The 23,650-nt window shown below is 51.0% G+C and carries 21 protein-coding genes, 1 tRNA gene, 1 pseudogene and 1 riboswitch; of the genes and pseudogenes, 16 read left to right on the top strand and 7 right to left on the bottom strand.

Annotated features, from left to right (window positions below):
• Positions 1-105 precede the first annotated feature (105 nt).
• From GJT30_03695 to epsI, 5 genes are all read left to right on the top strand, one after another.
• Positions 106-2,025 carry a hypothetical protein gene (locus GJT30_03695; protein MSM38711.1) on the top strand — a complete coding sequence of 640 codons (1,920 nt, stop codon included), beginning with the start codon at positions 106-108 and terminating at the stop codon, positions 2,023-2,025.
• A 175-nt stretch (positions 2,026-2,200) separates the two neighbouring features.
• A riboswitch (cyclic di-GMP riboswitch) is annotated at positions 2,201-2,279 on the top strand.
• A 78-nt stretch (positions 2,280-2,357) separates the two neighbouring features.
• Positions 2,358-3,752 carry a hypothetical protein gene (locus GJT30_03690; GenBank protein ID MSM38710.1) on the top strand — a complete coding sequence of 465 codons (1,395 nt, stop codon included), beginning with the start codon at positions 2,358-2,360 and terminating at the stop codon, positions 3,750-3,752.
• A gap of 112 nt (positions 3,753-3,864) precedes the next feature.
• Positions 3,865-4,350, top strand: coding sequence for a hypothetical protein (locus GJT30_03685; GenBank protein ID MSM38709.1), 486 nt, complete (start codon positions 3,865-3,867; stop codon positions 4,348-4,350).
• Positions 4,351-4,390: 40 nt separating this feature from the next.
• A complete protein-coding gene (gene xrt / locus GJT30_03680; protein MSM38708.1) occupies positions 4,391-5,233 on the top strand; it encodes an exosortase in 843 nt (280 codons plus the stop codon).
• A 17-nt stretch (positions 5,234-5,250) separates the two neighbouring features.
• Positions 5,251-5,877, top strand: a complete 627-nt coding sequence (gene epsI / locus GJT30_03675) for an EpsI family protein (protein MSM38707.1) — start codon at positions 5,251-5,253, stop codon at positions 5,875-5,877.
• 15 nt (positions 5,878-5,892) lie between these two features.
• On the opposite strand, the gene GJT30_03670 is transcribed toward epsI, so the two are convergent.
• On the bottom strand, positions 5,893-6,183 hold the full coding sequence (locus GJT30_03670; GenBank protein ID MSM38706.1) for a flagellar biosynthesis protein FlhB: 291 nt from the start codon (positions 6,181-6,183) through the stop codon (positions 5,893-5,895).
• A complete protein-coding gene (locus tag GJT30_03665; protein ID MSM38705.1) occupies positions 6,167-7,996 on the bottom strand; it encodes a hypothetical protein in 1,830 nt (609 codons plus the stop codon). Before GJT30_03665 ends, GJT30_03670 begins: the two co-directional genes overlap by 17 nt.
• Before the next feature lie 135 nt (positions 7,997-8,131).
• Here GJT30_03665 and fdhD point away from each other — a divergent pair, with 135 nt between their 5' ends.
• The 3 genes from fdhD to GJT30_03650 all read left to right on the top strand — a co-directional run bounded on the left by fdhD (position 8,132) and on the right by GJT30_03650 (position 9,633).
• Positions 8,132-8,911: a formate dehydrogenase accessory sulfurtransferase FdhD gene (gene fdhD, locus GJT30_03660; GenBank protein MSM38704.1), complete on the top strand. Its 780-nt coding sequence runs from the start codon at positions 8,132-8,134 to the stop codon at positions 8,909-8,911.
• Positions 8,896-9,501: an NTP transferase domain-containing protein gene (locus GJT30_03655; protein MSM38703.1), complete on the top strand. Its 606-nt coding sequence runs from the start codon at positions 8,896-8,898 to the stop codon at positions 9,499-9,501. The genes fdhD and GJT30_03655 overlap by 16 nt, the downstream gene beginning before the upstream one ends.
• Positions 9,502-9,556: 55 nt before the next feature.
• Positions 9,557-9,633: transfer RNA gene (locus GJT30_03650), tRNA-Arg, on the top strand.
• Positions 9,634-9,826: 193 nt separating this feature from the next.
• On the opposite strand, the gene GJT30_03645 is transcribed toward GJT30_03650, so the two are convergent.
• Complete coding sequence (locus GJT30_03645) at positions 9,827-10,237, bottom strand: helix-turn-helix domain-containing protein (GenBank protein ID MSM38702.1); 411 nt, start codon at positions 10,235-10,237, stop codon at positions 9,827-9,829.
• 185 nt (positions 10,238-10,422) lie between these two features.
• Here GJT30_03645 and GJT30_03640 point away from each other — a divergent pair, with 185 nt between their 5' ends.
• From GJT30_03640 to GJT30_03605, 8 genes and pseudogenes are all read left to right on the top strand, one after another.
• Positions 10,423-10,626, top strand: coding sequence for a hypothetical protein (locus GJT30_03640; protein ID MSM38701.1), 204 nt, complete (start codon positions 10,423-10,425; stop codon positions 10,624-10,626).
• 16 nt (positions 10,627-10,642) lie between these two features.
• Positions 10,643-11,707 carry a hypothetical protein gene (locus GJT30_03635; GenBank protein MSM38700.1) on the top strand — a complete coding sequence of 355 codons (1,065 nt, stop codon included), beginning with the start codon at positions 10,643-10,645 and terminating at the stop codon, positions 11,705-11,707.
• Positions 11,708-12,282: 575 nt separating this feature from the next.
• Entirely contained in the window at positions 12,283-13,248 is a 966-nt protein-coding gene (locus GJT30_03630) for a hypothetical protein (protein ID MSM38699.1), read from the top strand.
• A gap of 3 nt (positions 13,249-13,251) precedes the next feature.
• Positions 13,252-13,740, top strand: a complete 489-nt coding sequence (locus GJT30_03625; protein MSM38698.1) for a hypothetical protein — start codon at positions 13,252-13,254, stop codon at positions 13,738-13,740.
• Positions 13,733-14,182 (top strand): annotated as a pseudogene (locus GJT30_03620) (hypothetical protein). The gene GJT30_03625 and the pseudogene GJT30_03620 overlap by 8 nt, the downstream one beginning before the upstream one ends.
• 260 nt (positions 14,183-14,442) lie before the next feature.
• Positions 14,443-14,718 carry a hypothetical protein gene (locus GJT30_03615; protein ID MSM38697.1) on the top strand — a complete coding sequence of 92 codons (276 nt, stop codon included), beginning with the start codon at positions 14,443-14,445 and terminating at the stop codon, positions 14,716-14,718.
• A 19-nt stretch (positions 14,719-14,737) separates the two neighbouring features.
• Positions 14,738-15,091, top strand: a complete 354-nt coding sequence (locus GJT30_03610; GenBank protein MSM38696.1) for a hypothetical protein — start codon at positions 14,738-14,740, stop codon at positions 15,089-15,091.
• Between the two features lie 124 nt (positions 15,092-15,215).
• On the top strand, positions 15,216-19,760 hold the full coding sequence (locus GJT30_03605) for a hypothetical protein (protein MSM38695.1): 4,545 nt from the start codon (positions 15,216-15,218) through the stop codon (positions 19,758-19,760).
• Here the strand turns inward: GJT30_03605 and GJT30_03600 are convergent.
• The 4 genes from GJT30_03600 to GJT30_03585 all read right to left on the bottom strand — a co-directional run bounded on the left by GJT30_03600 (position 19,757) and on the right by GJT30_03585 (position 23,630).
• Positions 19,757-21,178, bottom strand: coding sequence for a WYL domain-containing protein (locus GJT30_03600; GenBank protein MSM38694.1), 1,422 nt, complete (start codon positions 21,176-21,178; stop codon positions 19,757-19,759). The genes GJT30_03605 and GJT30_03600 overlap by 4 nt on opposite strands.
• Entirely contained in the window at positions 21,175-21,984 is an 810-nt protein-coding gene (locus GJT30_03595) for a hypothetical protein (GenBank protein ID MSM38693.1), read from the bottom strand. Before GJT30_03595 ends, GJT30_03600 begins: the two co-directional genes overlap by 4 nt.
• A gap of 180 nt (positions 21,985-22,164) precedes the next feature.
• Positions 22,165-22,605, bottom strand: a complete 441-nt coding sequence (locus tag GJT30_03590) for a hypothetical protein (GenBank protein ID MSM38692.1) — start codon at positions 22,603-22,605, stop codon at positions 22,165-22,167.
• Between the two features lie 41 nt (positions 22,606-22,646).
• Complete coding sequence (locus tag GJT30_03585) at positions 22,647-23,630, bottom strand: restriction endonuclease (GenBank protein MSM38691.1); 984 nt, start codon at positions 23,628-23,630, stop codon at positions 22,647-22,649.
• Between the last annotated feature and the right edge of the window lie 20 nt (positions 23,631-23,650).

Raw genomic sequence — 23,650 nt, 5'->3', positions numbered from 1 at the left:
ACAGATCCTCCAATGAACTACAAACTTGGCGGACTGTTTCTTTTTTTTTGGGGCAAAAAGTAAGTGAAGCAAGAGATGACAAAGAGATGGGGAAAGGAGCACGGCATGAAGACTAAGTTGCTCTCGACAGTCGTGATATTTGTGGTGTTGATGTTGGGGGCGTTTAGTCCCAGTTGGGCTCTGGATGTTGATTTGCAGTGGGATGCAAATACAGAAGCTGATTTGGCAGGATATAAGGTCTACTATAAAACCGATTCATCGACACTATCATATGATGGGGTAGGAGCAGTCGAGGGGGTTTCTCCCATTGATGTGCACAACCTGACAACTGCAACCATCAGCGGGCTGGATCCGAGCCTAAGTTATACCTTTGCAGTGACCGCTTACAATACCAACGGGGTTGAGAGCGTCTATTCGGATACGGTTTATGTGCCTGAATCACAGGCCCCAACAGTATCCATAACCTCACCGACGAATAGCAGCAACGTAAGTGGAACGATCTCTGTCAGTATTAGCGCTGCCGATAATGTAGGCGTAACACGGGTAGAGTATTACGTAAATAACGTATTGCAGGCAACCGACACAGTAAGCCCTTATGTATTTTCCTGGGACACCCTATCGGTATCTCCTGGCGTCTACACGTTATCTGCCAGGGCTTATGACACCGCGGGCAACATAGGTCAATCGGGGAATATATCTGTAACGGTTATGAATGATGTGACGGCACCGGCGGTAGCGATCAGTTCACCGTCAACCGGTGCAACCGTCAGTGGGGCGGTGACGGTAACAGCTAGTGCAACGGATAATGTTGGAGTGAGCCGAGTAGAATTTTACGAAAGTGGCATATTGCGAGCCGCCGTGAACAGCGCACCATACAGCTATAGTTGGAATACGACGGCAGTGAGCAACGGCACTTATACTCTGTATGCCAAGGCGTATGATAATACGGGGAATAGTGCTCAGTCAGCCAACGTCAGCGTAACGGTCAACAATGCCGACACCACCGTACCGACGGTAGCGATCAGCTCACCGTCCGCCAGTGCGACGGTCAGCGGCACGGTAGCCGTATCCGCCACCGCCGCCGACAACATCGGCGTCAGCCGGGTCGAATTCTACGTCAACAACGTGCTGCAGGCGACCGATACGAGCTCGCCGTACAGCTTCAGCTGGAACACCACGGCAGTAACCAACGGCAGCTATACTCTGTCCGCCAGAGCCTATGACGCCGCCGGCAACGTCGGCCAGTCAGCCAACGTCAGCGTAACGGTCAACAATGCCGACACCACCGTACCGACGGTAGCGATCAGCTCACCGTCCGCCAGTGCGACGGTCAGCGGCACGGTAGCCGTATCCGCCACAGCCGCCGACAACATCGGCGTCAGCCGGGTCGAATTCTACGTCAACAACGTGCTGCAGACGACTGATACGAGTTCGCCGTACAGCTTCAGCTGGAACACCACGGCAGTAACCAACGGCAGCTATACCCTGTCCGCCAGAGCCTATGACGCCGCCGGGAATTCATCTCAATTCACTGTAATAGTTACCGTGTTTAATGATACAGTAGCTCCAATACTTACCGTGAACCAAGTTAGCACTCCTACTACGTCTACGACACAATTGCTTTCTGGTACTGTAAGTGATAACAATGCCGTTGCCAGTGTGACTGTGCAGGTTGGTACAAAAGTGCCCGTATCTGCTGTAATGTCAGGCAATACATGGAGTTATACGTTAACTGGCTTGGTTACTGGCACGAATACCATAATAATTCGAGCCACAGATCCCGTAGGCAATAGTACTGCCATAACCAAAAATATTATTGTGGAGACCACAAGTGCAGCACTGACCATAGCCGATGCAATGCTTGCACTCCAAAATGCTGTTGGAAAAGTAACTCTCAGCAGTGATCAATTGATAAGGCTTGATGTGGCACCGATTATAAATGGCGTTTCAGTGCCGAATGGGAAAGTTGATACTGGTGATGCCATCGTGATTCTTTCGAAAGTTGTAGGTAAGATCGCTCTGTAGAACACGGACAAATTAAGGGGAACTTACTAATATTTAACAGAATATCATTTGAAGCCGTGCACCAAGGTCCATGTAAATATCTTGGTGCCCGGCTTTTTCTATTGGTATTGTGATTGTAATCACAAACGTTGGGCCTGAAATGGGCGATTTTCCAAACAAAAGTAAATATGTCCTGTTTCCGAAGGGGTAAACCCAGGGTAACCTGGGGGCACAAAGCTACGGGTCCTGATAATCAGGATAGCCGGGTTGGCGAGAAACAGATCCTCCAATGAACTACAAACTTGGCGGACTGTTTCTTTTTTTTTGCGGTGAAACAACAAAGGAAGAATGTGATGGCAAAGGAATGGAGAAAGGAGCACGGTATGAATACCAAACTACTTTCGACAGTCGTGATATTGATTGCGGTGATGTTGGGTGTGCATGGTTCCAGCTGGGCATTGAACGTTGGTTTGCAGTGGGATGCAAATACAGAAGCTGATTTGGCAGGATATAAGGTCTACTATAAAACCGATTCATCGACACTATCATATGATGGGGTAGGAGCAGTCGAGGGGGTTTCTCCCATTGATGTGCACAACCTGACAACTGCAACCATCAGCGGGCTGGATCCGAGCCTAAGTTATACCTTTGCAGTGACCGCTTACAATACCAACGGGGTTGAGAGCGTCTATTCGGATACGGTTTATGTGCCTGAATCACAGGCCCCAACAGTATCCATAACCTCACCGACGAATAGCAGCAACGTAAGTGGAACGATCTCTGTCAGTATTAGCGCTGCCGATAATGTAGGCGTAACACGGGTAGAGTATTACGTAAATAACGTATTGCAGGCAACCGACACAGTAAGCCCTTATGTATTTTCCTGGGACACCCTATCGGTATCTCCTGGCGTCTACACGTTATCTGCCAGGGCTTATGACACCGCGGGCAACATAGGTCAATCGGGGAATATATCTGTAACGGTTATGAATGATGTGACGGCACCGGCGGTAGCGATCAGTTCACCGTCAACCGGTGCAACCGTCAGTGGGGCGGTGACGGTAACAGCTAGTGCAACGGATAATGTTGGAGTGAGCCGAGTAGAATTTTACGAAAGTGGCATATTGCGAGCCGCCGTGAACAGCGCACCATACAGCTATAGTTGGAATACGACGGCAGTGAGCAACGGCACTTATACTCTGTATGCCAAGGCGTATGATAATACGGGGAATAGTGCTCAGTCAGCCAACGTCAGCGTAACGGTCAACAATGCCGACACCACTGTACCGACGGTGACCATTAATCCGGTGACGAGTCCAACTACCGCTACATCCCAGATTCTTTCTGGGACTGCGAACGACAACACTGCACTTGCAAGTGTCACTGTGCAGATAGGAACAGGCACTCCTGTTGCCGCTGAACGTTATGGAACTGTCTGGAGTTACACGGTAAGTGGTTTGGTTATGGGAACAAATAACATTACGATTAAGGCAACTGACTCTTCAGGCAACAGTTCAACGACAACAACGGCAATAATTGTCGAAAATATTCAGTCTACTTCACTTACGGTCAGTGATGCCCTGCTGGCGCTTCAGATCGCAGTTGGAACGGTTACGATGACAAACGACCAGAAATCTCGACTTGATGTGGCACCAGTGATCAATGGGGTATCCGTTCCTAATGGCAAGGTTGATACGGGAGATGCGATCGTAATTCTCTCGAATGTTGTAGGAAAGATTGCCTTGTAAATTGGTGCAGTTGTTGTATTATTAGCACAAAATGAGAAGGCGACGTTCATGTACGTCGCCTTTTTTTCAATTGATTTAGGGAAATAGAGATTATTCTTTGGGAGGGGAGATTATGCAATTTATCAATAGATCTTGGATAATATTGGCGATAATTGCATTTTTTATATCTGGATGTGGAGGTGGTGGAGGAAGTAGTACTCCACCACCAACTACTAAACAAGCAACGATTGTGTTATCATCTCAGGGTACGCCATCACAGATCGGTGGGTTTGAACTGTCCTTGACATTACCTCCAGGAGCAACAATGCTGACGGACGTCGGGGGGACTCCTCTGTCGTCAGAAGTGTTTTTGTCCGGTCAATTTGCTGCATATACTTTGCTACCAGGTACAGTTTCTTATGACGTTGCCACGAGAACTTTGACTGTAGCATTTGCAACTTCAAACAGTGTTCCGCTGGGTGAATTTCTGACAGTCAGGTGTACTGTTCCTATTGCATATACTCCTGACCCAAATGATCTCAGTTATACGACATTATTTTTTGCACCAATCACTGCAGCTGAATTACCTTCAGTTACCGCTACTGTAACTTTTAATTAATACGTATGATTTACACTTTGGTCAAGTAGAGAGGTTTTGATTGACTGTAGCTGAATTCTTACGTTCATACCGGCTCCAATTCATTGGAGTCTTGCTGTCTTTGGCCGTCCTCTATTCACCCATCGTTCCTTCCATGGTCCAGTGGTGGTACCAGGATGACAACTATTCCCATGGTTTCATCGTTCCACTGATTGCCGGCTATTTTCTCTATTGCCGCCGTGAAGAGCTTCTGAATGCCAAGGTGGAACCGTGGTGGCCAGGTCTACTTGTCTTGCTGGCCGGGCTTTTCCAACTCCTTGCCGGGTGGTTGGCGTGGGAATACTTTACCATGCGTTCCTCCCTCATCACGGTAATTGCTGGGATTCTACTGTTCGTGCTGGGCCGTCGTCCGTTTTTGATTTTGCTGCTGCCGGTGGCCTATCTCCTGTTCATGGTGCCGATTCCCTACATTGTGTATGATGCATTTGCCTTTCCTTTAAAGATGTTCGTCACAAAGGTATCCGTTGATTTTTTGCAATCCATCGGCGTGATTGTGATGCGGGAAGGGAATATCCTGATGTTTCCTTCAACAACACTTGAGGTCGCCGATGCCTGTAGCGGTATCAGATCGATCATGTCGCTTCTGGCGCTCTCTGTCGCTTACGGCTTCTTCCTCAAGGTTTCTCCACTGAAACGATTGATCATCGCACTTTCTGCGTTGCCCATTGCCATAGTTACCAATGCGCTAAGGGTCATCATCACCGGAATCTTGGCCCAGTGGTGGGGGGCTAAGGCCGCTGAAGGGTTCTTTCATGAGTTTGCCGGGCTTGCCGTGTTCGGTGTGGCGATCGTGCTCCTGGTGGGTCTCGGTGCCCTGCTTGGTAGAGAAAGAAAGGAGTCGTAATGTCCGGTAATAATGGCATGAATCAGCGGCTCATTGTTGTTTCTCTGCTGCTGCTGCTTGTAGCTTCTTATCTTTACCTGCATCGAGACATGGCGGTAGCCATGAACCGTCCGTTCTCGACATTCCCTGCGCAACTCGGTACGTGGAGGATGAGCGGTGAATCCTTCATGACGGAAACGGTGCTGGATAAACTGCGACCAACGGATTACCTTTCCAGAAACTATGTCAATCAGGATGGCAAACGTGTAACCCTGTATATCGGGTACCATGGGGGAGGGGAGCAAAGCGGGGAAATCCATTCTCCCAAGCACTGTCTTCCTGGCAGTGGCTGGCATGAAATCTACAGCGGCAAGCATCGGCTTGAATCTGATGGGAAGGCGTTTAATATGGTCAAGTCGGTTTATCAGAAGGATGATAGCAAGGAGCTTTTCCTCTACTGGTTCCAGGTGAAAGGCAAGACGTTGAACAACGAGTACTCTTTGAAGCTTGCCGAAATCGTCAATTCATTATTGTATAAACGTAGAGACGCAGCATTCATAAGGATTTCGGTACCGTTCGAGGGGGATGAAAAAGAGGCAGCCCGCCTGGGTGAGGCATTTGCAAAGGATGTCTGCCCCGTAATCAAGGAGTATTTACCAGGATAGCCGAAGAATCGGTATCTATCTCATTGCGGTATCATCTTCACCTCCTGACTCCATCCAGTAAATCCAGGCAAGGATCTCGGCTACGGCCCTGTAAAGTTCGGGAGGGATATCCCTGTCGATGTCGACCCGCAGAAGGAGGTCGACGAGTTCGGGTGATTCGTGGACATAGACCCCTGATTCCCGTGCTAGGGCAATGATCGCCTCTGCTACGACCCCTTTCCCCTTTGCTACAACCTTTGGTGCATAGTCTCCGCGTTTATAGGAGAGCGCCGCAGCCTTTTTGTCGTCGTCATGCCGATTCGTCACTGCGTATCTCCAGGCCGGTAACCAGTAGTCCCGCCTTGTTCAACCCATCCCTCAGACGATCTTCTTCTTTGTGCATCAGCTCTTTGGATTCGTCCCGATTGGTCTTGAATGCTATCTGTACCTGGGTCCCTAGCAGCCGCACATCTGCCGAAATTGCTCCCATTCGTGGGAGATCCAGGCGCAGGCTTGTTTCCCAACTGTTCGGCGCGTGCGCTTCCTGTCGAGACCCTTCCTTGTTGATTGACCATTTGAACTGTTGCCCCTGCCAGGCTTCACCCTGAATGACAAACTGACCGCTGTAGAGTGTTGTCAATTGCTGCCTGAGCAGGGGGAGCGTTTGCGATTCGGGAGTCTCGAAACGCGGCGTTGCTGATTCGCTGCCAGCGGCGGCGGTGTTCCCACCCGCTTCGTTGACAGTGCCAATCGCATACGATTCCTGGAGGAGGGCGGTGAGAGACGGCATCGGAACCTTGCCTGCTGGCTGCTGTGTACTTTTTGCCGCCAGATTCTGAAGGGCTGGCTCTTCCCGGAACAGGGCGAGGTCATTTTTTTCAGGCACTTTTTGTGGATTGGCTTGTGAGGCTTTTGACTGGCTTGATTTATCATGCGCCAACGGAAGAGGTCTTGAGAGTTCCTCGGGGATGATCGGGAAGGAAGAAATGATTTTCGAAAGAGCTGGTTGTGCTTTGTTCGGTTGGATCAGTTCTGGATGCGGTTGTTCAACCTGGGCACGTTCCTGCTGATCGGTTCTGGTGCCAGCAGATGTCTGTGGATGTGTCCGGGGGGCCTGATCTCCGTCAGACTGGGAAGCAGACGGCATAGTGACATGTGGGGTCGTAGGGGATTTACCTGCCTCTTCCGCGTGGGAGTTGGCGGAGGGGGTTTGAGCGAAATCTGATTCCCGGGTTGTTTGAGGCCGACCTGATGCGCCGGGGGGCGAAGGTGCCGGAGGGGCATTTGCCTCCTGGTCGGCTTTCTCCGGAATGGGAGTGGAAGGGGCGCTTGTCTTCTGCCCAGATTCCAGGGCAGGTTGCATATTCTGAGTATTGGCAGCTGGAAAAGTCTGGCCGGGTACCTGTTTTGGGGTCTGGGGAGAAGTCGCAGGAGTGGGGGGCGGATCGGAACGCTTTGTGCTGTCAGGAGAAGTCCCGGAATTTTCCCCATCTGCTGTTTGTCCAACTGTCGGCGGGAGAACTCCTGGGTGTTTCTGTTGTGGTGGCGTGGATGGCGCGGGAGCATTCTCTTGTAACCGCGGAGAAAGCTGCCCTTGGGGTTCGCTGAGAACCTCGTCCAAACCGAGCGAGCCCTCAGACCACTTTGCCAGATGAGACTCATAAAAGATGCCGCTCTTCACGACAGCCTCGCGAAGCTTTTCGGCGATGACCTTCGTGTCGGTGGGAAGGGCCGTAAAGAGGCGCACCGGACGACTGTTGATCATTGAAGTCGAGGCTGATTCCCCTTGCGCGGCTGACATGCGACCGAGCCAGCGGCCTGCATCGCTGAGATTGACCTTGGACCCTTTGTCGGCAGGGGAGGGGAGCGCAAAGGTCAGGCGCGGCTGATCGGTCACGAATGTCAGTTGAACGGTCGTGGCAGGGCGCGTTGTCGGTGGAAGCCCCATGTCGAGAACTGTCCCGGCGAGGTTGACGAGAAATCTGCCATTCGGGCGTTGTTCAAGCACTTCGCCACGGACTTCCTGGCCAGGGGTCAGCGATAATTCCCGATCAGTGCTTGCGAGTGCATCGATCAGGGTAAAGGTGCTCTCTTTCACCGCTGCGAGCAGATTTTTCAGTACCTCGGTCGGGATGTTCATCGGCTTGACAGCCTTTCCTCGCCCAGAATATTCATGCTTTTGCTATCATAGCCCGACCAGCAATTTCATTGCAAGGCATATGGCCGGGATGTGCGGCATTGAATCCGTCCGACCTTATGGACTATACTGATGATTATGAACAATAATGTTACTGTATTTGACAGCTCAGGTCCGGCTTGTGTCGATGCGACCGGTGACCTCCCCCGGGAATTCCCTTTGAAATTGATTGTAAACGGGAAAGAACTGGCCACACTCGTAGCGTCCCCCCATGATCCTCGTTTCCTTGTTGCAGGTTTTTTGCGACTGCAGGGATATGTTGCCGATGTGAGTGATTTTGAGATGTTGAGCGTCTGCGAGGATTATGGAATAGCCAACGTCCGGATCAAAAGAGAGGTGAAAGATCTGCCTGCACCGATCATCACCAGCGGTTGTGGCGGTGGTATTTCTTTTCGTCTCCCCGGTTTGTCACTCAAGGCGACTCCATCCACAACGCGAATCGATGGGCGGCGGTTCACGCCAGTGGAGGTTTTCCAGCTGTTTGAGGCGTTGCATCGCTTTGCCGAGCGGTATCGCCGGCACGGAGGGATTCACTCTGCTGCGGTTGGGGATGGAGATACGGTACTTCTCCATGCGGAGGACCTGGGCAGGCACAATACGATTGACAGGCTTGCCGGAGAGGCGCTGTTACGAGGGCTCGACCTGAAGGATACAATGTTGATCACCTCCGGCCGCATTTCCAGTGAAATGGCGGCCAAAGCTGCTCTCTTGGGGGTGTCCCTGGTGGCTTCACGCACCTCTCCGACGGATCTGGCGGTAAAAATCTGCGATTCAGCAGGCATAACCCTCATCGGGTATGTTCGCGGCGGGCGGTTCAATGTCTACTGCCATGAGGGACGTTTATGTGCGGCCAAGTGAACGGAGTGTCCGGGATTATTCTGGCCGGGGGGGAGTCGCGGCGAATGGGGCGTGACAAGGCCCTTCTTGAACTCAACGGCAGTTGTTTCATCGAAAGTGTCTACCGTGTCTTGTCCGAACTGTTTCCTGAAGTCATCATAGTCACCAACAATCCTGAACGCTATGCGTTTCTCTCCTGCCGGCTGGTTCCGGACCTCTATCCCGGGAAAGGTGCATTGGCGGGAATCCATGCCGGTTTACTGGCTTGTAAAAACGACCGGGCGTTTGTGACCGCGTGCGACATGCCTTTTCTGCATGCCGGTCTCATAAGGTACCTGGCTCAGTGCGCTGCAGATGTCGACGCGATAGTCCCACGCACCCCGGATGGACTCCAGCCGCTCCATGCGATCTATCACTTCAGTTCGCTGCCGATTGTTGAGCAGCACTTACGCTCTGGCGATGTGTCCATTCTGAAGGTGCTGGCAGCGATCAGAACGTTGCAGGTGCCTGCGGAAGAACTGCAGCGTTTCGATCCGGATTTGAAGTCATTCAGCAATATCAACACCCCCGGGGATTTCAGCAGTATCGTTCCCGCAAGGACTCCCCGGTAGATTGTAGGTTGCCAGAAGGAGTTCTGCGTATTATTATTCTCTCTGCAGATCTTACGCGCCCGTAGCTCAGCTGGATAGAGTACCTGGCTTCGAACCAGGTTGTCGGGAGTTCGAATCTCTCCGGGCGCGCCAATTAAAACAAGGGGTTACAGTTAGTACTGTAGGCCGTTGTTGCTTTATAGATGAAATTTGTTGCCGTTTTGTTGCCGTTTATCTCTTTGGTTGACCATTCCAATCCTCGATAAACACGCCCCCCATGAATACCAACATCACAACCAAGTCCATATATTGCAGTTCATCCTAGGTGAACCAATTGGACATTCTTCTAAGAATAATACTCAAGGACTTCGACCATTTTATCTACATGTTCTTCCGCCGCTTCCAAACCGTCATTCAAGGCGATCCTGTAAGCCCTAGTCAGAAGCTTCGACCGCTTCACCTCGGATACATCCTCTTTGCCGCGAGTGGCAACGAAAACCTTATAAGCAAGCTGCTGCAATAACTGATCGTCGGGCAACAAGATATACATCGATCCCTTCCCCGTTAATATCCAATTTACGTTAATACCTTTTTCCACCAACTTTGCCAGCGCAAGGCCTCCTGGAACCGATTCGTTCAGCTCGTATTTTTGCAGTGAAGGTGCAGAAATATCGAGTTCCTGAGCAAATTCCTTTTGCGTTTTCCCTCCCCTGACTATTTTGAGTCTTCCACCTATCGTCTGGCTATCTTCTTCCACGGTGTCTCCAGAACTCCCTCAAAATCATATGATAGTATAAAAAAGCAATTGAAATACATAAAATATTATGTATAATAGTTGTAGAACATAATATACTATGGTTGCATTGAAACGCAAGGAATAAATCAGAAATGTCCTGAAACATCTGAAATCTGATTATTCAACTCTGTCGAATGGAGACATACATGACCCAGATGAAACTAATCCCTGAAAAAAAGTTCCGAGTCGAAACCCTTGGTTTGTCTGCAACCGGATTTTGGCGATTGAAGAAGGCAGGGGACCTGCCGGTACCTATCGTCATCGGCCGGCGGAATTACTACACCATTGAATCAATCATGGAGTGGCTGGCGAACAAAAAATCCAAAATGATCCCGGAAGTAATCGGATGAGGCAAGAGGCTGCGAAATGAATGAGGTTTTTTGGGTCCGACTGTTTTGCGCCGAATTTGATGATCCTCGCTGGCTTGCAATTGAACAGATGCCGGATGCCGATGCCGTCCAGATAATCTACATCAGGATGTTGATGCTGGCGGGCCGGTCCAACGCCAATGGTCTGCTCCTGCTGCATGAGTCGCTGCCTTACGATGTTACAACTTTATCGGCGGTGCTGAGACGTACAGTCCCGGTCGTCCAATTTGCCCTGGCAACACTGGAAAGATTCAAATTCATCGAGGTGATTGACAACGTGATTGCCATTACCGCCTGGGACCGTCTCCAACCAACCGACGAACTTGCCAGACTCGCCGCACGACGTGACAAGGACAAGTTGCGGAAACGCTCACAACGGGAGGAGACACGGAGTCAGTTACTCTTACCGTCCAAGGACGCGTCCGCGGACATGTCCGTGGACAGTCCACGGATGTCTAGGACAACAAAGACAAAGACATATTCAGATTTAGATAAAACAACAACACCACAGCAAGACCATGAGGAAGATGTTGTTTTTGAGAAAGGTGAACTAGCAGATATTCTTGGGCTGGTCCCGCCTTCGGAAAAAAACAAGCGTCTCATGGCAGTGATTGCCGGGGCGGTATCGGGAGTTGGCGGAGCCGTCACATTAAGCAATATCCGGTATGCCCTGGCCAATCATGACCCCAAAAAGGGGAGACTTGGCGGGATGATCTGTGCAGCCATTGAGCATGATTTCGCCCGCACTGAGCGGGAAGCGGAAACTGCGGAGGAAGAAGCCCAGGCTGCAGCTCGTTGCCGGCGAGAGAGCGAAGAGGCGACAAGGAAAGAGCTGGAGGAACGGGAGCGCAGAGAAGCTCTGGCTCAGCAGGCAATCTGGCTCTCATTGTCATCTGAAGAGAGGGCCGAGCTGGCACTACAGGCGCGGGAGAAATATCCATGCCTGCCGGAGCCGACGGCGCCACTGGAAACGGTACTGAACAACACGGCTGTACCGATCACCAAAATCCTTGCAGCCATGTATGCCAGAGGGGAGCTTTCGCGACCTTCTGCCGGGTGTTAATCATGGGACGGCAATCTGTTCACAAACGAACACTTGCTGTGAAAGATCAAATATCAAACACCCTGATTTTCCGAGAGAAAAGAGCATTAAGTGAACAAACAAAACAGTTAAACCATCTTACCCCAGCAAACATACAGCATCACTGCCCGGTGTACCCTGAGCCGTCGCGCCACTTGGTCCGGCCGGACACCACCAACGGGATTGGCCAACCTCAGCAAGGCCCTTTCATGATCGAGGAACACGGCACCTCAACCTCGCATGATCGTACGTTGCACCGGAAACCACTATGTGGCGGACCAGGAAACACCCTCTGAGTCCCGACGCCCTGGAAAGGCGCATTCCCAGCAGCACAAACGAGGACCTGTCTGACGTGAATCACCGTCGAGTCTCGGTTCACAACAGGCAACGGACAGCCGGCAGATATCTTGACCATGTCGGAATATTTCCCTGATCCGGATATAAGAGACCCGAAAGAAAGCAGGAAGGCGGAGCTGCTACCGCCGGCATGGCAATGCCGAACAAAGAGTATGTCATCTCAACATGCGGGCCGGAGACGGCCAGAGGAACCAGGAAACATGAAACACAGATGGCCACGGTCACTGCATTCCCAATTGGAGGCGATATTTCATGCCATCCGCTCAATCCGGTCGGCAAAAACGGACACAGCCATGGGACTCCGATCCTTCGGCTCCTGGAAGGTATACAAGTACGAAGGCCATCGCTTCATAGAATTTATGCGGACTATCGGCATTATCACTCTTCTTGACACCCTGTCGGTACGAAACGCCATGGCGGATTATCTGGAAGAAAGGCTGGCCCACTATGTCACAAAGAAACGGTCTCGCCAGACCATGGAAACCCTGCTCGCAGCCCTGGGGAAATTCGAATATGCCGTCAATAACTATATCGAGCTGCATGGACTCGATGTCCCGCGTATGGATACGGAAGTGCTTCGCCTTGAGTTCTATGCCCGGAGCAGGAAGCTGCTAAAGAAATCGAGCAGGGTATTCGACAACCGGGCCTATCCCGACCCGGTCCGGCTCATTGAAGCAATCCATGACGGTACCTACCAATTACAGGCATCGCTGCAATACGAAGGCGGCTTGCGGACCGAAGGGGTGGGAGCGCCAAGTAACCGGCGATTGAAGAATCCCCTGACAAGCGAAGGATTGCACGGCATCGGCACTGATCCGGTTACCGGAAAACCCATGGGAATCGTTGCCACCGTGGAAAAAGGCGGAAAGGAAACGGAGCATTACGTTTCCGTCGAAACTTTCCGGCGGTTGGAAAGGTACATTCAGACCAATGACAAGCTGGAGAGCGACTACATCGACTACGTAGCAGCGATCAACAGGGCGGCACAAGAAACCGGTCAATATGCGCCGGGTCGCGGCAGTCACGGACTCAAGCACAACTTTGCCCAGGAACGTTACCTGGAATGCATCAGCCACGGCCTGAGCCACGAGCAGGCCCTGCAGCAGACCTCCCTGGAAACATCCCATTTCCGGTTGCGCGAGACCCTGACCTACACACGAGGATGATTCATGGATGACCTGCTTAACCAGATAACCGGCCTGACCAACCGGGATCGAAAACAGGTGCTCTCGTGGGTGGCATCGCTGCCGGAGGAGAAGATCATCGAGATCTTTCAGGATGGCGTGAAAAAGGCCTACCAGATCAAGGAGGAACGGCCCGACCTGCCCGGCAGGATCGGCAAGTACTGCGCCTTTATTGTCGCGGCCCGCAAATCCGGCTGGGACACGCTCAAAGGGAAAGGTTACCGGGTGGCGGAAAATGAGCAGTACGACGACTTCTCCCACCTGCGCAAAGCGAAAGCGGCCGCATTGATCCAGCGGGGCCGGACACCGGTTCTTCGGAGGAAAATCCTGGCTTATTGGGGCGAGGTGAAGGAACTGAAGGCGGAAGGGATGGGATTTCGGCCTATTGCCGACTATTTGACAAAAACACGCAAGGTCAAGACCTCGGCATCTTACCTGGTCAAGCTGTGGAAGGAGATGGAAACTGATGATTGAGTACGATTATAAGGGGATCAAAGTCAAAGCTACTGTCGAAATGGAGCAGCATGACTATGTGGATGCAGGCGGACATTGCCGGGCACGGTTCGACAGGAACGCCAAAGTCGTTGTCCAGTTCTGGAGTTTCTCTATTGACGGCAGTCTTACCGAACTTGCCTATATCAAGTCTACATTGAACTACTTCATGCAGTGTTACTGGAAACGGACCAGCAAGGAAGGGAGCCGGATTGAACTGGCGAAGATGATTCACCACGGCCACGAAAGCCACTTCATTAATCCGCTGACGCTCAATCTCATGGCACGACAGAAGAACAAGAAGCATTACCTGGAAATTAGTCTGTTTGAAAACGGTATGCCTGCCGGCATAGTCTACCTGGACGGCCAGGAAGTGATCATGCTGGACATCGCCCTTGGCAAGGCAATAAGTCTTCTGACGCCAAAAGTTGCAGAAGACGAAGAAGAGAGCCAAGACGATTCATCAGACTCAAAAAAGAAGAGCGCCGGTGTCACTTTGGTCACCAGTTTTGATTGATATATTGGCGGCTTAAATGGACAAGAATTTGTCACCATCATAGGCGCCAAGTCAGGGACCATTGAAGGAAACGTTTTGGTATCCAAGTAAGCGACCAAGATCATGGGCACCAAAATAGCGTCACAAAAGGTAGCCAAAAAGGCAACCACCATGGAGTGGAGGAAATAGTGATAAAAATATTCCCCAACAAATTTCAACGATTCAAAAAAACTGTCATCGCCTTGACGATCATTTACATTTCCCTGCTTAGTTTTATGATCAAAATGATCGGCATGGGCGCTACGGCCTCTTTCTTTCTTTTCCTTGGTATCTGTTCCTTGCCAGCATTACTTGCCCGGGCATTAGGTGACAAGAGTCAGGTGGCTAACGACAATGATCTCGGTGGGTATCGTTACATTTATTCATATCGTTACGGGTCACGATTCGGAAACCAAAATAGATAGGAAGTGAAAGGGGCTGAGCATGACGATCAAACATTATGATGCGCAATCTTGGCTGAAGGAAAAGGAAGCCCGCAGACTGAAACTTCCTGCGTTCCTCTTCGCCTTGTTCGGAATCGTACTCACCTGCCTCCTTGCCGGGTGCCTCGTCGGTGTATTTTTCCGGAACATCTTCTGGTTCTGCGCCATTGGCATTGCCGTCATCTCACTGCCGTACGTTCTTATGGACCGGGTTCATCTGCGCTTCTATCACGGCTATGCGGAAGGGAAGAAACTCTGGGCATTGGCGAAGTATGCATACACCAGCACAGATTATTGGCCGAGTTATCCATTTTTCTGGGGCGGTTGGTGGTATCGGTGGTGGTACTGGTGGTAAAATTTATCAAAATGGAGTATGTCATTTGATGTCATCATCTTTCCGAAACTCTTGTCGGACTCTCGCCACTATACAAATTTGTACCATTCCAGTTGGCGTAATAATTCTGCAATAGGACTTTGCCATGATCGCAAACTGTAAAGGTTTTTTACGCGATGTCGCCATATACTTTCGCGACTTTCTTGAAACCGACTTCCACAAGCGTCGGCTACCGAAAAGAAGCGTCAAGCTGCGGAATCAGGACAACCTTCTGGTCGGTATCAAACTGGGCAAGTATCCAACATTCGTAGAGACGGTTTGGAAGCTGGTTCGAGGGGGATTCGGCAGTACAATCCTGAAGCAGATCGCCAAAGGCAGTTACCGGGCAACGATACCCCTATCTCTGATTGCTTTGGTTGATGCCCAGCTAAAGGGGATTCGTACCGAAACTCTGGATTCAGTCGCTACAACCCTTGCCAGGGATGCAAGGCGCCTCGGGAAGGCGCACAAAGGCCAATACGACCGGGCTGTTGAAGCTCTCAATACAGTTGCAGGAACCGTTGTCAAAACACAGATCGTCAAGCCTTTCATAAACAGCCTTGCCAAGCCGCTTGCAAATCTCGCAGTTAGTGACGAGAACCTTGTCTATCTGATGGAAGAAGAGTTGACAGCCATCCTCGTCAGACCGCTCGAAGAGATTATGGCAGCCCTCGTGCAGGAGGTCATCGCAGGGGAAGAGGTTGATGCAGAGAGCCGCCTTATCGGGCAACTTCAGCTCGAAGAGGTCAAGGGCGCTATCAGGAGCTTTTTTGAAACATACCAGGCAGCGGATCTATATCTGGAGTTGTTCGAGCTTGTCCGTAACAAGAGCATGCTTGAAGGGCAGGAGGTCTATCTATATTTCGGGGAGATCAGCTACAGCAATGCTCGTTTTCCGATATTCTACATCCCGGTAGAGTTGCGCCGGGAAGGCGAGGCTTTGGCTGTCGAGTTCGATCCGCATGTGTTCATCAACAAGAAGGCTCTCGACTTCATTTCCCAAGAGTACTGCCGGGAGACGGAGAAAAAGGGGAGCCTTTCGAGCATAAGCGAACGAATCATCTATCTGGCAAATCAGGGCGATGGATTCCGGGATCTGGTACAGGAAGTTTTCAACGAACTGGCTAGTTTTTTCGCCACAGATGGGGCAATTGACATTGGATCTGCCAAGCCGCAGATAACAAGAAGCAAGCATGTTCAGATCAACAACACGACCAGCTTTGCTCTTTTCGAAAAAACAGATGAAGCGGTGGTAAACGACTACGAAGAGATTCTCCGCCAGCTTGCGCTTGATGATAGTGAACTCGGTGGTGCATTCGAGCGGATAATCCAGGATTTCATCGAGAAGGAACCAGTTTCCTTTCTCTCTGAGGTTCACGACGAGTGGGATGGTACAAGCACCGACGAGAAGCTTGTCGCATCCTCGCCGATAGCACTGAATGAAGAGCAGCGCCAGATTCTCATGGCGGTTAAGCGGGAAGGCTGCAATTACATAACTGTCCAGGGTCCCCCCGGAACAGGGAAAAGCCATACCATTACTGCGATCGTCTGTGATGCCGTGCTGAACAACCAGTCCGTGCTGGTCTTGTCAGACAAAAAAGAAGCCCTCGACGTTGTTGAGGACAAGATCGCAGAGACGTTGAACCGGGTGCGGCATGACAAAAACTTCCAGAATCCCATCCTGCGTCTTGGCAAAACAGGAAGCACTTATGCCCAGATTCTTTCCAGCGCGTCAATCTCGAGTATCAATGATGCCTACCGGGCTCTCAAAAGCAAACACGGCGAATTGGAAAAAAACATCGCCAGCTCCATCGCATCTCTCAAGGAGGACATCGAAGCCGAAGTTCTTGGCGGCGCCAACATAAGCCTCGAAGAAATTCGCGAACTGCTCGCGTATGAGGCCCGCTTGTCAGGAAAAGCGATCCCTGTAGGTGTCGATGAGTTGGTCCGCCATGTTTCGGCTCCGGGAGACCTTGATGAGTTGCGCCGAATTGCCCTTGACATATGTGAGACTTTTGGCCCGGAGGGAGGTTCTACCACCAATTCTTTCCCAAGACTTTGCACTGTTCTTGGACTTAAACCAATCGGTGATGTTAAGGCGCTTATCCGGTTTGGCGACCACTGTGGTGAATTCCTGACGTTATTGTCGACACTGAGAGGGCGTTTCGGAACGTTCCACTCAATCGAGGCTCTAGGCGACCTTGCGGACAACAAGATCGACCCGCTCAAAGCGCTCCGTGCCGACATTGTGGCGCTGAACGCCGAATTTCTCGGCAGTCTGAAATGGTGGAGGAAAAGCGCAATCAACAATCGGTTTAGGGCGCTTTTTCCTGATTCAACGCTGGCTACGGCATATGAATCTTTGCCTGTCATCAACTCAGCTTTGGAAATTATCAATGCCGCAATGCAGCGTAAGGACTCATTACCGGCAGTCGGCCAGCAATACGATTTTGCCGCGACTCTCATGCGCTTGATACGAGACGAAGAAATATGCCGTGAAATGTTGCATCTCGGTAAACTCGCCGACGAGTTGCGCTACCTGGAAGAACGCATCGGAATCTACCCGGCAACTATGAAACAGCTTGGGATAAAGGATGTATCGCTTCCATCCTTGTGCCGCAACAAGCTTGTTGCCATGGCTCAGGATGAATTTGATGGTCTGGTTGCCTATCTTTCGCTGTATCAGCTCCTTGAACAAAAATTTCGGGGGCTTGGCTCAATCGGATTTTCAGCCAGAAAACGACAGATTGAAGAACTCATCACGATGGAGATGACATTCTGTCTCGACGGGCGAGTCATCGAGTTCTATCAGAACAACCTGGCGACAGCCAAGTCGCTACGGACTATCATTCAAAAGAAGCGTCGCTTCCCGAAAGACGAATTCCAGAAGCTCAAAGGCGCCTTCCCCTGTATCCTCGCCGGCATCAGGGACTATGCGGAATACATCCCGCTCCAGGCGGACATCTTTGACCTGGTCATCATCGACGAAGCATCACAGGTCAGTATATCCCAGGCGTTCCCGGCGTTACTGCGTGCCCGCAAGGTGCTGGTCCTCGGCGACAAGAAACAGTTTTCCAATGTCAAGGCCGCCCACGCCCGTTCCGAAACCAATAATGAATATGTGAACCGGCTGCGGGCAAGTTTCCTTGCCTGTGTGTCGAGCGATGAGGCAAAGCTGACGCGGATTGAGAACTTCAACATCCGCACTTCGATACTCGAATTTTTCGAATACATAAACAACTTTACGATCCAACTGAACAAGTACTTCAGAGGTTACCGGGAGATCATTTCCTACTCAAACCGGCATTTTTACCAGAACAGCCTGCAGGTGATGAAGATCCGCGGGGATGCCATTGATGAGGTGCTATCCTTTTCTTTCATCGACCATGATGGGAAAAATGAGCCGGTAGCGAATACTAACCGCCTGGAGATTGATGCAATAATCGCTGAGCTGCTCCGCCTGAAAACTGATGGTTTTACCGGAACCGCTGGAATCATCACTCCGCATACCAATCAGCAGAAACTGATTATCGAATCCATCAACCGCCTTCCCGAGCGAGACTGGCTTTACGACAATCTGCGGCTCAAGATCATGACCTTCGATACCTGCCAGGGAGAAGAGCGGGATATCATATACTATTCGATGGTCGCTAATCCGGCTATTGATCGTCTCTGGGGCATTTTCGTCAAGGATCTTGCCAACGTCGATGTCGAAGAGGATGGTAAAATCAAGGCTCAACGTCTCAATGTCGGCTTCAGCCGGGCCAAGGAGCGGATGCATTTTGTCCTCAGTAAACCGCTCGATCAATACAGCGGCTCTATCGGCGATGCTCTTCGCCATTATTGGGAAGAGCGTCGGGTAGCCCGGCAGGAACCGACAGTTAACGATGTCGATCCAAAATCGCCTATGGAACGTGAAGTTCTTGGATGGATTCTCAACACTCCTTTGTGGCAGGAAAACCGTGACAATGGCCATATCTCATTGGTCCCCCAGTTCAACATCGGAAGTTATTTGAACCAACTCGATCGGACGCACACGTACAGGCATCCGGCATACAAAGTGGACTTCCTGCTGACATTCCTTGATCTTTCAGGCAAGAAGCACCGCATCATCATTGAGTACGATGGTTTTCAGGAACATTTCGTCAATCTTGAGGCCGTAACGGCTCTTAACTATGATCAGTATTACTGTGAAGAGGATCTTTACCGACAGAAGACAATCGAAGGATATGGCTACAAGTTCCTACGTATCAACAGGTTCAACAGTGGGAAGAACCCGGTGGCAACGCTTGACAGGCGTCTTCGGGCTCAGATAGAAGAAAGGCCGGAAACCAATGGTGTCCTTGACGGAGTGCTCGATACCATAGATGGGCTCCGCACCAATGAAGTGAAAGAGTGTCCTAAATGCAAGAAACTGCGTGAGATAGAAGATTTTCGCGACTTGACACTGGTGAGGGGTGTGGGAAGGATTTGTAATACCTGCAAGGGGGTGAGGAAAGAACCCTCCCAGAAGCATGCAGGCTCAGTCGCGCAGCCTTCAAGAACCAAGTGCCCCAAATGCGGAGCAAGCATGGTGCTACGGCGTGGCAAATATGGACAGTTTTATGGCTGTAGCAGGTTTCCTCGGTGCAAAGAGACAGCCAAAGTCTAATATTCGGTTCTGATATACATCCCGGTTCTGCCGGGACAGGGAAATCCCTGCTTGTTTTTGTGAGGGTTTAGGGTGGCGTCGTAGGACTTCCGAATAAACTGTTTTCCGCAGGCAGTACATTTGAAAATGTACTTCGGACCACCGCCGGCGGCCTTTACTCTTCCGATTTTGCCGATGCCTCTTGGGGTAGCAAGTCGAGATACAGATGACCCTGCTCGCTCAGTCAATGGGACATGGAGTGGCCCTGACGGGGTTAGTTCCACAAGGTATTTCGGGATAAAGGAGACTGTGCTGACCTCAACCCCTTCGATTCGATCAACACGATATGATCTTGGTTCCCCGGTTTCATGCTTGATCGTACACAGAAGCAGGTTGCCGTCTTTCGTGCGCCGCAATGAATAGGGTTCGATGAGCCGCCAGCTTCCCTGATATCGAAGGTTGACACAGAGCCGGTTGGCAGCAGCAAAGCGAACCGACTCCAACGGGACGGGGGCATGCCAGGCGTGCACCATCGAGGGTGGGAGCCACGCTTCGTCGATTGCCTCTCTTATACGGATGCCGGGGAGTTCCGGCTTTTCGGCAACCCCATGCAACCAGTCGATTACTTTCGGCAACTCCGTCCAGAACTGGTCGAACGGCGGGAGTACCGGCAGTTGGTGGGCGAGCATGTCCTCCCATTCGGCCAACAGTTTTTCCCGTGCGCTTGCGGTCAGCAGCGAATCCTTGGTCGGGACAGGGATGTTCTTGAAGTCGCACTTTTCCCGAAGCGTCTGCATCACCACCGACCGTTCAGGATGGATCTCGTCGTGACGGTAGAGATGCACCACATCGTACAGGTCGCGCGGGCGTTCCCGTTCCGCCAGGGCTCGCACTTTTTCCGCGAAAACTTCCTCAAAGCAGTAACAGAGGGCATGAATTCCCGCTGTCGGCCGGTCCGAATAGGGATGATGGACTTCCCGCTCTTCCGGTGCCAGCACCAGTTTTTCCTTCGTGGTCAGATCAAACTTGATGCGCGCTAGGTTACGCCGCTGTTGGAGGGGACCAACATAGTATACCCGTCCTTCCGCATAGGCTCCGCCCTGGAATTGGGAAACTTTGAACCTGATCTGATCGGCGGGAATCTCAATACCGCTCTCTTCATAGATCCATTCGGAAATTTCTCGGAACGTTCGGAGAAGGAAATCCTGATTGAGGTGCGCCTCTTCGGTGATGGTGAAATCGAGGTCTTCCGAGAAACGATAGGTTTCAAACCAGCATTTCTTTAGGCAGGTTCCCCCCTTGAAGATCCAGTGCCCCGTAAGTGCCTCGTTGGCAGCTATGCCGGCCAGAAGCCAGCCGAGAACGTAATCCTTCTCCACCACGTTGAGGGCGAGAGAAAGTTCCCTCGCCAGTTCCGTCAGTTCCTGGCGGTCGATCATGCCGTCTCCTTCAGCCAGTTCTCCGGCAGCCAGAGCCGCCAGCGAGAAATCAGTCGCACGGCCTTAAGTTTCGGGTCAATCCTGGCGTTTCCTTTGGTGAGACGCTGTGTGCATTTCTCAATGGCGGCGATTTCGTCGGGGGCGTTCTGTTCCAGCAGAAAACCCAGACGCTTGAACGCGGCGCCGTTCCCGAGCCGGTCGGCATATTCGATCAGCAAGTCAAGGTTCTTTGTTTCTGACCGGAGATAATTTACCAGCATGTCTTGAACCGACCTGATTCCTCCGCCCAGTCGCGGTTCTGACAGCATGTCCAGAATTGTGCGGGTGGGATCGGATACTGAAACCTTTACCTGGCCGCGCCAGACGGATTTCAGGCCGAACATCTTCTTTTCGTTGATGGAGCAGAGGAGAAATGTCGTGCTCTTCATGACCGGATTGCGGTCGCGAGGTGTCAGCTGAGTCATGACCACCGTGGTCCGGAATATCTGTTCCGTAAGATCCCAATATTCGGCTGCGCTCCAGCCGCCGATGTAGCAGGGGGCATAGAGGCTCGCGGCGACCAACCATGGATCATCAAGGGGAACATCGCTTGAAGTCGCCTCAAGGGGGACAGGCACGTATAAACCGCGCTTCACCCGCGACAGCCAACCCTTCTTGTGCCACCGCGACAGCATCTTGGCTGCATCGGTCTGAGTGACACCCAGGATTGCCCCAGCCTGTTCGACTGAGACCGTACCCTTGGTCCCCCGTAGCAATGCTGCCAGTCGTTCACGGTCGAGTTTTCCAATTCCGGTCAGCTTTTCCATGATAGTCCAGTTGCGCAGCAAATCGTCTTATCGTTGAATAAGTGCATAAACAATATATAACATGTATTCGGTGTATACAATATAAAAGCATTAGTTCATGTGATAGCTGAAATAATACACTTAAGATATATTACGCGAAGCTAAACCGGCTGGTTTTTACGAGGATCAAGTTGCAGCGCATTATCCTTTTCCTTCCAAGAAATCACGGATCAAATCCCATCGTTGGAAGTAATGCTGCAAATTTTCAATACTTCTAAACGAAATTTTCCCCCAGCCTTCGGTTCTGGGAAGTCCTTTTACAATATCCACGGGAAGGACATAGAATTGAGGTGCTTGAATTTCTTGCTTGCCGTCCTTGGAGCCACGATTAAGTTTGACGATTACTACAAAGTCACAATCAAAGTTATTGATAATGAAACCTTCTGCCTTAGTTTTCCTTCGGCTCTTGACCTGAATACGAGCCGATCGGTTCATTTCCGGGCTGGATGCAATGAGATCATAGCCAGGTATATTGGTGTAGGTTTTGTGGGTAGTGATACCTTCAATCAGGAGGTTACCGAGGACAAGAAATTCCGCTCCCTCCGCTTCAAGACGAGTATTCTGTCTTTGGGATTTTTCCATTTCGTTCATTCACAGCTCATTTCATCGTAAAGTGTAACCAGCTATTCAGCCGGCCAGAAAACCTTGACGAGTGGTATCAGCGTACACCCTTCAATATCGAACTTTTCGTAGTTGTCTATTACCAAGCTCGCCAGTTCATCAAGGTCGATAAGCGTGCATGGAACGTTTGAACGTTCGGCCTCATACTTGGCCTCTTTTGAAAAGCCGCCCGTACTCACGTAAAGGCCACGATTTCCTTCACGTAGGCCGCCAAGGAAGCTTCTGGTATCCTGGGCTCCTATCTGAGTTTTCGGCCGATGTTTCACTTCACAGCGAATACGCGGCTGTTCCAATCCAAGTCCGTCTGGCGATGCAAGGACGTCCACTCCGCGGTCAGGGCCGATTGGTGTAACGCGGGACTTGTATCCCATTGCTCGTAAGATGGCTGCTACAAGTTGTTCCATCTCCCGGTCGTCGAGCTTTAGAATCTTGTCCTTGATAAGTTCGCGGGCTTTACCGATTGTATCTTCCTTGATCTGTTGAAGTTCTTTCTTTTCCTCTTCAATGCTCTCTTCCGAAGCAACTTCAGTCTTACCTTTCAAGGCAGACTGGATATCGCTCCAGACATCCTCATTAATCGAAAAAATGCACAACGTGCTTCCGAGGGAATTACGGGAACTAGCCGATAGATGATCGCGGCTAACTGTGCCCTCCCATTTGACTTTGCGCACGTGAGGATAGTCCTGAACCTCACCGGGTTTGTAGTAGTAATCACTGACGATCGTTCCGACAAGGTACTCACGTTTATTAGGATCGTAAGTGATGACCTTCTCGTTGACCTTGAAAACTGTTCGGAACTTGTAGAACATGGCAACTTGGTTGCCGATTTCTCCGGGCTTTGCTTGAGGATATGCAGTTAGATACTTCTTCCGGATCGGCTCGAGATCTGTGATGCCACTCATATCGCCAAGTTCCTGATAGCCGACTGCTACAAACCCTTTCGCAAAATCCTTAATCAGATAGCCTCCCTCACCGGCACGGACCATCCAGACATTTTCCATTACTA

It is taken from the genome of Geobacter sp., from assembly GCA_009684525.1.
Taxonomy (GTDB): Bacteria; Desulfobacterota; Desulfuromonadia; order Geobacterales; family DSM-12255; genus Geoanaerobacter.
Note: the sequence above shows the minus strand (reverse complement) of the source record. Positions and strands in the feature narration are given on the sequence as shown.

Coding starts and splice junctions, on each gene's coding strand:
- GJT30_03695 (MSM38711.1), top strand. CDS start 106: ATGAAGACTAAGTTGCTCTCGACAGTCGTGATATTTGTGGTGTTGATG.
- GJT30_03585 (MSM38691.1), bottom strand. CDS start 23,630: ATGGTCCGTGCCGGTGAGGGAGGCTATCTGATTAAGGATTTTGCGAAA.
- epsI (MSM38707.1), top strand. CDS start 5,251: ATGAATCAGCGGCTCATTGTTGTTTCTCTGCTGCTGCTGCTTGTAGCT.
- GJT30_03685 (MSM38709.1), top strand. CDS start 3,865: ATGCAATTTATCAATAGATCTTGGATAATATTGGCGATAATTGCATTT.
- GJT30_03635 (MSM38700.1), top strand. CDS start 10,643: ATGAATGAGGTTTTTTGGGTCCGACTGTTTTGCGCCGAATTTGATGAT.
- GJT30_03690 (MSM38710.1), top strand. CDS start 2,358: ATGGCAAAGGAATGGAGAAAGGAGCACGGTATGAATACCAAACTACTT.
- GJT30_03595 (MSM38693.1), bottom strand. CDS start 21,984: ATGGAAAAGCTGACCGGAATTGGAAAACTCGACCGTGAACGACTGGCA.
- GJT30_03630 (MSM38699.1), top strand. CDS start 12,283: ATGAAACACAGATGGCCACGGTCACTGCATTCCCAATTGGAGGCGATA.
- fdhD (MSM38704.1), top strand. CDS start 8,132: ATGAACAATAATGTTACTGTATTTGACAGCTCAGGTCCGGCTTGTGTC.
- GJT30_03610 (MSM38696.1), top strand. CDS start 14,738: ATGACGATCAAACATTATGATGCGCAATCTTGGCTGAAGGAAAAGGAA.
- GJT30_03600 (MSM38694.1), bottom strand. CDS start 21,178: ATGATCGACCGCCAGGAACTGACGGAACTGGCGAGGGAACTTTCTCTC.
- GJT30_03655 (MSM38703.1), top strand. CDS start 8,896: ATGTGCGGCCAAGTGAACGGAGTGTCCGGGATTATTCTGGCCGGGGGG.
- GJT30_03665 (MSM38705.1), bottom strand. CDS start 7,996: ATGAACATCCCGACCGAGGTACTGAAAAATCTGCTCGCAGCGGTGAAA.
- GJT30_03625 (MSM38698.1), top strand. CDS start 13,252: ATGGATGACCTGCTTAACCAGATAACCGGCCTGACCAACCGGGATCGA.
- GJT30_03590 (MSM38692.1), bottom strand. CDS start 22,605: ATGGAAAAATCCCAAAGACAGAATACTCGTCTTGAAGCGGAGGGAGCG.
- GJT30_03605 (MSM38695.1), top strand. CDS start 15,216: ATGATCGCAAACTGTAAAGGTTTTTTACGCGATGTCGCCATATACTTT.
- GJT30_03640 (MSM38701.1), top strand. CDS start 10,423: ATGACCCAGATGAAACTAATCCCTGAAAAAAAGTTCCGAGTCGAAACC.